This is a genomic window from Cellulomonas sp. P4_B5_2 (genome assembly GCF_056402235.1).
In genome coordinates this window covers 1-6,635 of sequence record NZ_JBFUHU010000207.1, presented here as the reverse complement: position 1 = coordinate 6,635, position 6,635 = coordinate 1, and the positions used below count along the sequence as shown (strand labels likewise).

The following is a 6,635-nucleotide window of genomic DNA, read 5'->3' as shown; positions in this document are numbered from 1 at the left end:
CGCCGGGCGCCGCGTCGCCCCGGGGCGAGCCGTCTGGGTACACCCGGGAGGTGCGGAGCTGTGCCAGGTCGTCCTCCCCGGCCGACCGACCGGGCCCGGCCGGTCCGCGGCTCCGCCGGACCGCTCGGCGGTGCTCGTGCGCTCCCTGCCCGGGCGGGCGGTCCTGCCGGCGGGCCCGGGCGCCGGTGCCGGGCTCATCGTGCCGCTCGGGCCGGGCGGTGACGACGGCGGAACCGTGCGGGTCGATCTCGCGGAGGGGCTCCTCGTCGCGGGGCCGCCGGGCTCGGGCCGCAGCACCGTCCTGACCGTCGTCGCGCGGAGCCTGGTGCGAGCGGGCGTGGAGGTGATCCGCCTGGTGGACCCCTCCGCGGGTCCTCCACCCGAGCTGCCCGGGGTCCGGGACGTCGGTCCGGCAGACGTGCGCACGACGTGCGAGCGGACCGGTGCGCCTGTGCTCCTGGTCGACGACCTGGACGAGCTGGAGCGCACCCACCCCGAGCTGTTCGGCGCGCTACCGCCTGCACGCCTCGTCGCGACCGTGACCTCGGCATCCGCCGTGCAGGCCTTCCGCGGCAGCATCCCCGCCCTCCTGCGACGCCGCCGGGCTCTCGTGCTGGACGCACACGACCAGGCGTCGGCGGAGCTGGTGGGCCCCCGCGCCCCGTGGTGCGTCGACCCGCTCCACCGGCCCGCCGGGCGGGGCGTGCTGCTCCGCGGACGGGACGCGACCGTCGTGCAGGTCTACTCCGTCGGCCCCGAGCGGCAGTGACGACGGTCGAGGATCAGGGGGCCGGGCTCGTCAGCCAACGCCGGGCGGGATCGCGCAGTCGGCCCACGTACAGCGGGTCCACCGACGGCCGCTGGTACGCCCCGCCGCGCAGCGCGGCGTACTGCTCGGCCCAGAGCGCGTGCTTGGCGCCGGGCGACGTCGACGCACCGCCGTGCACCTGGTGGAAGGAGCCCTCACCGAGCAGGACGACGAGCTGGGCTCCGGCTCCGGTGACGAGGCGGGTGAAGAGGTCCAGACTCACCAGCCCACCGCCGGGCAGGTCGAACCGCTCGTCGCAGCCACCGACCTCCTCCCACAGCCCCCGCGACACCGACAGGAAGCACGACTCGTTGGTGGTGCCGAGCATCCCGTCCGGGTTCGCGCCGGCGAGCGCGGCGACGTCGAAGAGTCGGTAGCCGTCCGAGGGCCAGTCCACCGAGTCGAGCAGCGCGTCCTCGGCTGCCGCGCCGTACCCGTCGGCGATCGACAGCGACTGGTGACGGGGACCCAGGTGCCAGGCCATCGGCGTCACCAGCGCACGGGGCGCGAGCCGATGGGCCTGGACGGTCAGCGCGGCGACCCCGGGGGTGACCATCCGGGCGCCGTCGAGGATCACCGCGACGTGCGACCCCCGGGTCAGGGAGACGCCGAGGTTCGCGGCGTGCGCGGGTGACGCCGGGGCGTCGTCGATCCGGTGCAGCCGGAACTCGTCGCCGAACGAGCGCACCATCGCGGCCGAGAGCGGCTCGGGCGACCCGTTGTCGACGACCACCACCTCGGTCACCAGACCGTCCAGCCCGGTCTGGTAGCTCCGGGACAGCGACGCGAGCGTCCGCGGGATCTCCCGGGCCATGTCGTACCCGACGACGACGATGGACAGGTCGGGGCGAGGGCGGTGGAGAAGGCGCACGGGCCCGAGCCTATCGACGCGCCCGTCGGGCTCGTGCCGTGCCCGCGAGGCTACTCGGCCGAGGGTCGGGCCTGAGTGGTCACCGCGACGACCTGCGGCAGCAGGAGCCCGACTCCGACCGCGGCTGCGACGACGAGCACGAGGACCGCCCAGGCGGTCGGCTCCGCACCGAGCCAGCCGATCGCGAGGACGACCAGCAGGATCTGCCACATGATCACGGGCGAGCGCGCCCAGCGCCGACCGCGCCAGAGGCCGCGCGCGGCCAGCAGGAGCAGCAGTGCGATCCCGGCACCGAACGCCGCGAGGAACAGGCTCGCCCCGGGCATGGTCGCGGTGCCGCGCAGGACGTCGACCGTCCACGCCACGCCCAGCCCGAGGAAGGCAGCGGCCTCCAGGGTCAGCAGGAGGCACACGACGAGCAGGGCGACGGGGCGGCGGTCGGTCACGTGGACGAGCCTAGGCACGTCCTCGGTGCGAAGCCGCCCGCACCTGCGCTGACCTGCATCGACGCGACGAATCGTGCATTACCACGTCTGGAGCGTGTCTCACACCACGACGTGACGCTGATCACCGCCGACGACCGGCGCGCCGACCTGGACTTTCGTCCTACACCTGCCCTCACCTGCAGCAATACGCGGGACGGCTCGCTACACAGGCCACCCACAGGTGTGACGAACGCCTCAGCCGTTATGGACATGAAACCTTCCCGTAACTCTTGTGGACTTGCCATACCGGTGCGAGCCTTGACGTAGCAAGTCATCCCACCCCCGATCTCATGTTCAGACTCGCGCGCCCTGACCCAGGGTGCCGTCTCGACGTGTGCCTAGGAGAGAACCCATGGATTGGCGCCACCGCGCAGCGTGTCTCGACGAGGACCCGGAGCTGTTCTTCCCCATCGGCAACACCGGCCCCGCGTTGCTCCAGATCGACGAGGCGAAGGCCGTCTGCCGCCGCTGCCCCGTCGTCGACACCTGCCTCAAGTGGGCGATCGAGACCGGCCAGGACGCGGGCGTCTGGGGCGGGCTCTCCGAGGACGAGCGCCGCGCGCTCAAGCGCCGCACGGCCCGCCAGCGCCGCGCCGGCTGACCTCTCGACACACCGCTCCGGCCCCGTCGCGCACACCGCGCGGCGGGGTCGAGCCGCGTCCGGGCTCGACGGTCAGATCAGCGCCGCCGTCAGAACAGCGCCGCCCGTCAGATCAGCGACGCCGTCAGAACAGCGCCGCCGTCAGATCAGCGCTGCGACGTCGCGCGGACCGCGCAGCCGAGCCTCGATGACCACCGAGGTGCCGCCACCCTCGCGGCTCGACCACTCGATGGTCCCGCGCATCTCGTTGGTCACGAGCGTCGAGACGATCTGCGTCCCGAGCCCGGTGCCGGCGCCGCGGTCGGCCGGCAGGCCGGAGCCGTCGTCGGCCACCTCGACGCGCAGGGTGTCGTCCTGGCGCTGCACCAGGACCTCCACGGTCCCCGACTCCCGCCCCTCGAACCCGTGCTCGACCGCGTTGGTCACCAGCTCGGTGAGGATGAGGGCCAGCGCGGTCGCGTCCTCCGCAGGGATCGAGCCGAACGACCCCCGCACCAGCGTCTGCACGTGCGCACCCTCGGTGGCCACGTCCGCCGCGAGCCGCAGGCTGCGCCCGACGAGGTCGTCGAACGGCACGCTCTCGTCCAGCGTCTGCGACAGGGTCTCGTGCACGAGCGCGATCGTCGCGACCCGTCGCATTGCCTCCCCCAGCGCCTCCTTGGCCTCGGGCGAGGCGACGCGCCGCGACTGCAGCCGCAGCAGGGCGGCCACCGTCTGCAGGTTGTTCTTCACCCGGTGGTGGATCTCCCGGATCGTCGCGTCCTTCGTGATCAGCTCGCGCTCGCGTCGGCGCAGCTCGGACACGTCGCGGCACAGGAGCACCGCACCGACCCGCTGGCCGTGCTCGGTCAGGGGCACCGCGCGCAGGGACAGGGCGACCCCGCGTGCCTCGACGTCCACCCGCCACGGCGCCCGCCCCATGAGCACGAGGGGCATCGACTCGTCGACGGTGTCGTGCTGCTCGATGAGGTCGGCGGTCACCTCGACCAGCGAGCGTCCGACGAGGTCACCGACCACGCCGAGCCGGTGGAAGCAGGACAGGGCGTTGGGGCTCGCGTAGAGGACCTCGCCCTCGGAGTTGAGGCGGACGAGCCCGTCGCCCACGCGGGGGGCGCCGCGACGCGGTCCGGTGGGGGCGTCGGGCGCCGGGAACTCGCCGCGCCCGACCATCGCGAAGATGTCGTCGGCCGCCTCGACGTAGTTGAGCTCGAGCCGGCTGGGCGTCCGGGCACCACCGAGGTTGGTCTGGCGGGCGAGCACGGCGATCGCCTTGCCGCCGCGCACCACCGGGACGGCCTCCTCACGCACCGCGTACGAGCCGAACCAGCGCGGCTCGCGGGAGCGCTGGGCCGCACGCTCGTCGAGCGACCGCTGCAGCTGGGGTYGCTGCCCCTCGGGGGCGCTGGAGCCGACGACGTCGTCGTAGTGGACCGTGGCCCCGGTGGACGGCCTGCACTGGGCGATGGCCACGAAGTCGCCGTCGGTCGTCGGCAGCCAGAGCACGAGGTCGGCGAACGCGAGGTCGGACAGGACCTGCCAGTCGCCGACGAGGAGGTGCAGCCACTCGAGGTCGTGAGCATCGAGCGCGGCATGACGAGCGGCGAGGGTGCTCAGCGTGGACACGGGCACCAGGGTAGGCGGCGCCGGGCGGCCGGAGGGCAGGACGGCCGAGACCTGGGCGGCTAGCCTCGGAGCCACACACCCGATCCTCGAAGGACCCATCGTGCGACTGAGCGTGACGATCGACCTGCCGACCGACGCCCGCGCCGCGGCACGGCTGCTCGCCGACCCGGAGTACGTCCACCAGAAGGTCCGCGCGAGCGGCGCGCTCGAGCAGCACGTGGACATCACGGGGGGTCCGGACGAGGCGTTCACGGTGACCACACGCCGCGCACTGCCCACCGACCAGATCCCCGCGCACCTGCGCGGCTTCGTCGGCACCCGGATCGACGTCCGCCAGGTCGAGGCGTGGGAGGCCCCCGCGGCGGACGGCTCCCGCGTCGGCACCGTGGTCGTCGAGATCGCCGGTGCCCCGGTCCGCCTCAGCGGGCGCACGGCGCTGTCGTCGGCCGGCCCCGCGTCGACCACCGTGACGTACGACGGCGAGCTGCGCGCGACGGTGCCGCTCTTCGGCTCGGCGATCGAGCAGGCGACGGCCGACGCGATCCGCTCGGCGCTGGAGGTTGAGCAGGACGTCGCACGCCACTGGATCGCAGGTCACGGCGCGACGCCACAGCCGTAACGATTCGGTAACACGGACCGATGTCCATATCGCTCTGACCTGCACAAACACAGGTGTGGGATCGCTACCACACGCAAACCGCCCCGCGGCGTCCTTGACACTCGCGGGGCCGCCGACGACAGTATCCGCAGCGCGTGGGAACGCTCCCGCATCACTGCGGATGGGAACGCAACCACGCCGGGTCCACACGGCCCAACCCGATGCCCGGTCGCGCCCCCTGCGGCGAGCGGACGACGGGTGCCCTAGGGGTACGGCGAGGACGCCGTCCGACTGACAAGGGAGTCACAGTGCGCAAGACCACCAGCAAGATGTGGGCGGCCGCGGCGGGGGTCACGGGCATCGCCCTCCTCGCGACAGCCTGCTCCGGCACCTCCGACACGCCGAGCGACGAAGGTTCTGAGGGCGGCACGGAGAACATCACCCTGACGCTCGGCACGTTCAACGAGCCTGGCTACAYGGACGAGATGTTCGCGGCGTACGAGGCCGAGAACCCGGGCGTCACCATCGAGAACAAGAAGGCCGCGACCTCGAACGAGGCACGCGACAACCTGAACACGCGCCTCGCGTCGGGTTCCGGTGCCTCGGACGTCGAGATGATCGAGATCGACTGGCTCCCCGAGCTCATGCAGTTCCCGGAGAAGTTCGAGGACCTGGCCGACCCGGCCCTCGACGGCCGCTGGCTCGACTGGAAGGTCGCGCAGGCCACCACGCCCGACGGCAAGCTCCTCGGCTACGGCACCGACATCGGCCCGGAGGCCATCGCGTTCCGCAGTGACCTGCTCGCCGCCGCCGGCCTGCCGTCCACGCGTGAGGAGGTGGCTGCCGAGCTCGGTGGCGCCGACGCCACGTGGGACGACTACTTCGCCTTCGGCAAGCGCTACACCGACGCCACGGGCAAGCCCTTCTTCGACGCTGCCGGTGCCATCTACCAGGGCATGATCAACCAGGTCGAGAACGCCTACGAGGAGGCGGACGGCACGATCATCGCCGCCACGAACCCCGAGGTGAAGGACATCTACGACGCCGTCACCAAGGCGTCGGTCACCGACAACCTGTCGGCGCACCTCGGCCAGTGGAGCGACGACTGGAACGCCTCGTTCCAGACGGACGGCTTCGCGACCATGCTGGCGCCGGGCTGGATGCTCGGTGTCATCGAGGGCAACTCGGCCGGCGTGACCGGCTGGGACATCGCGGACGTCTTCCCCGGCGGCGCCGGCAACTGGGGCGGTTCGTTCATGACCGTCCCGTCGCAGGGCAAGAACGTCGAGGCCGCGAAGAAGTTCKCCGCCTGGCTGACGGCCCCGGAGCAGCAGCTCCAGGCCTACAAGAACAAGGGCACGTTCCCGAGCCAGACCGAGGCGCTCGCCTCGGACGAGCTGCTCGGCTCCACGAACGCGTTCTTCAACAACGCCCCGGCCGGCCAGATCCTGGCCAACCGCGCCGTGGGCATCGTCGCCCCGTTCAAGGGCCCGAACTACTTCGCCGTCAACGACGCGATGCAGTCGGCTCTGACCGAGGTCGACGTCAACGGTGGTGACGCCGCTGCTCAGTGGGACACCTTCGTGAGCGCGGTCAACGCGCTCGGCTGACGCTAGCCACGGGGCCGGGCCGGTGGGTCACCCATCGGC

At 72.5% G+C, this 6,635-nt stretch carries 7 protein-coding genes; 4 read left to right on the top strand and 3 right to left on the bottom strand.

All coding sequences use genetic code 11. The features are described from left to right. On the top strand, positions 1 to 769 hold a 769-nt coding region (locus AC1DUQ_RS14880), incomplete at its 5' end, for an AAA family ATPase (protein ID WP_477074048.1). Between the two features lie 13 nt (positions 770 to 782). On the opposite strand, the gene AC1DUQ_RS14875 is transcribed toward AC1DUQ_RS14880, so the two are convergent. Further along, entirely contained in the window at positions 783 to 1,679 is an 897-nt protein-coding gene (locus AC1DUQ_RS14875; protein WP_477061620.1) for a glycosyltransferase family 2 protein, read from the bottom strand. 50 nt (positions 1,680 to 1,729) lie between these two features. Next, positions 1,730 to 2,125: a hypothetical protein gene (locus AC1DUQ_RS14870; RefSeq protein ID WP_477061619.1), complete on the bottom strand. Its 396-nt coding sequence runs from the start codon at positions 2,123 to 2,125 to the stop codon at positions 1,730 to 1,732. Between the two features lie 391 nt (positions 2,126 to 2,516). Between AC1DUQ_RS14870 and AC1DUQ_RS14865 the strand changes: the two genes are divergently transcribed. Next, complete coding sequence (locus AC1DUQ_RS14865; RefSeq protein ID WP_055912771.1) at positions 2,517 to 2,765, top strand: WhiB family transcriptional regulator; 249 nt, start codon at positions 2,517 to 2,519, stop codon at positions 2,763 to 2,765. A gap of 141 nt (positions 2,766 to 2,906) precedes the next feature. Here AC1DUQ_RS14865 and AC1DUQ_RS14860 read toward each other — a convergent pair whose 3' ends face one another. Then, positions 2,907 to 4,388: a sensor histidine kinase gene (locus AC1DUQ_RS14860; RefSeq protein WP_477074047.1), complete on the bottom strand. Its 1,482-nt coding sequence runs from the start codon at positions 4,386 to 4,388 to the stop codon at positions 2,907 to 2,909. Positions 4,389 to 4,488: 100 nt separating this feature from the next. On the opposite strand from AC1DUQ_RS14860, the gene AC1DUQ_RS14855 reads away from it, so the two are divergent. Together AC1DUQ_RS14855 and AC1DUQ_RS14850 are read left to right on the top strand one after the other, a co-directional pair. After that, entirely contained in the window at positions 4,489 to 5,007 is a 519-nt protein-coding gene (locus AC1DUQ_RS14855) for a DUF2505 domain-containing protein (protein WP_477061617.1), read from the top strand. A 287-nt stretch (positions 5,008 to 5,294) separates the two neighbouring features. Further along, positions 5,295 to 6,596: an ABC transporter substrate-binding protein gene (locus tag AC1DUQ_RS14850; RefSeq protein ID WP_477074046.1), complete on the top strand. Its 1,302-nt coding sequence runs from the start codon at positions 5,295 to 5,297 to the stop codon at positions 6,594 to 6,596. Positions 6,597 to 6,635: the final 39 nt, after the last annotated feature.

What these genes read in the sequence shown, in the direction of transcription:
- AC1DUQ_RS14865 (WP_055912771.1), top strand. Translation starts at nt 2,517, where the DNA reads ATGGATTGGCGCCACCGCGCAGCGTGTCTCGACGAGGACCCGGAGCTG.